Here is a 2,182-nt window from a genome sequence, read left to right on the forward strand (position 1 = left end):
TGTCCGGCGGTGGTGTGCCCGGCGGTGGCGCGGCGACCGCCGACGGCACCCCGCCCACGACGCAGACCCTGGTCGATCCGGACCTGGCCGCGGCGATGACCGCGGCCAACCAGGCTCGGGACCACCTCCTCGGGCTGCAGTCCGAGGAGGGCTGGTGGAAGGGCGACCTCGAGACGAACGTCACGATCGACGCCGAACACCTGTTCATGAAGCAGTTCCTCGGCATCCGCACCGAGGAGGAGACCGAGCCGATCGCCCGGTGGGTGCGGTCCCAGCAACTCGCGGACGGCGGCTGGGCCACGTACTACGGCGGACCCGCCGAGCTGTCCACCACGGTCGAGGCGTACATCGCCCTGCGTCTGGCCGGTGACGAGCCCGACGCCCCGCACATGGCGGCGGCGGCCGCGCTCATCCGCTCCCAGGGCGGGGTGGCGGCCGCCCGGGTGTTCACCCGCATCTGGCTGGCGACCTTCGGCGAGTGGTCCTGGGACGACGTGCCCGTCCTGCCGCCGGAACTGATCTTCCTGCCGTCCTGGTTCCCGCTGAACGTCTACGACTTCGGCTGTTGGGCCCGCCAGACGATCGTCGCGTTGACGATCGTCGGGTCGCTCCGGCCCGTGCGCGACCTCGGCTTCAGCATCGACGAGATCAAGGTCGCGGCACCCGTGACGCCGCCGAAGCCGGCCCCGCTGCACAGCTGGGAAGGCGCCTTCGAGCGGTTGGACGCGATCCTGCACCGCTATGAGCGCCGGCCGATCAAGGTGCTGCGCACCCTGGCGCTGCGCCGGGCCACCGAGTGGGTCGTCGCCCGCCAGGAGGCCGACGGGTGCTGGGGGGGCATCCAGCCGCCGTGGATCTACTCCGTCATGGCGCTGCATCTCATGGGATACCCCCTCAACCACCCGGTGATCGCCACAGCGTTCCGGGGAATGGAACGCTACATCATCCGGCGCGAGACCCCGGAGGGGCCGACCGCCCAGATCGAGGCATGCCAGTCGCCGGTCTGGGACACCGCGCTCGCGGTGGTCGCGCTCTCGGACGCCGGCGTCCCCGCCGACCATCCCGCGATGGTGCGGGCCGGCCGCTGGCTGGTCGACGAAGAGGTCAGGGTGGCCGGGGACTGGGCGGTCCGCCGTCCGGCGCTCGCCCCTGGCGGCTGGGCGTTCGAGTTCGACAACGACTTCTACCCGGATACCGACGACACCGCCGAGGTCGTGTTGGCGCTGCGTCGCCTGCTCGGTGGCAGCCATGTCACCCCGGGCGGCAGCGTCACCCCGGGCGGCAGCGTCACCCCGGGCGGCAGCGCCGAGCTCTCGCCGGCCGCGCGTGACCGCGCCTCCCGCGGCCTCGCGGCGGTCGACCCGCAGCTGGCCGGGGCGATGCGCGCGGCCGCGGCCCGTGGGGTCGACTGGAGCGTCGGCATGCGGTCGTCGGACGGGGCCTGGGGTGCCTTCGACGCCGACAACGTGCGGACGCTGACAGCGAAGATCCCGTTCTGCGACTTCGGCGAGGTGGTCGACCCGCCGTCGGCGGACGTCACCGCCCACATTGTGGAGATGCTGGCCGACCTCGGCCGTTCCGACCACCCGATCACCCGGCGGGCGGTGCAGTGGCTGCTGGACAACCAGGAACCGGGCGGCTCCTGGTTCGGCCGGTGGGGGATCAACCACGTCTACGGCACCGGCGCCGTGGTTCCGGCGCTGATCGCCGCCGGCGTTCCCGCCGACCACCCGGCGATCACAGCCGCGGTGCGCTGGCTGCTGGAGCACCAGTCGCCCGACGGTGGATGGGGTGAGGACCCACGCTCCTACGACGATCCGGCCTGGATCGGTCGGGGTGAGCTCACCGCCTCGCAGACCGCCTGGGCCCTGCTCGCGCTGCTGGCTGTCGACCCGCACAGCAAGGCCGTCAAACGGGGAGTGCGCTGGCTGTGCGAGACCCAGCGGCCGGATGGGACCTGGGACGAGCCCCAGTTCACCGGAACCGGTTTCCCCGGTGACTTCTACCTCAACTACCACCTGTACCGGCTGGTCTTCCCGCTGACCGCGCTTGGTCGGTACGTGACCCTCACCGGGGTGGCCACGCCATGAACATCTTCGCATCCGCGGCCGGCTGCGACGGGAACGCCGGGGGCGCAGGGGACGTCGGGGACGGCGCGTCCGTCGGGGGCGCAGGGGACGTC

At 72.5% G+C, this 2,182-nt stretch carries 1 protein-coding gene; it reads left to right on the forward strand.

Translation table 11 applies throughout. From position 1 onward, the window contains the following. Nucleotides 1–95: 95 nt before the first annotated feature. A complete protein-coding gene (locus tag AC08ON_RS09995) occupies nucleotides 96–2,090 on the forward strand; it encodes a terpene cyclase/mutase family protein (protein ID WP_476616831.1) in 1,995 nt (664 codons plus the stop codon). Nucleotides 2,091–2,182 lie beyond the last annotated feature (92 nt).

Source organism: Frankia sp. CoWAU3 (assembly GCF_977971855.1).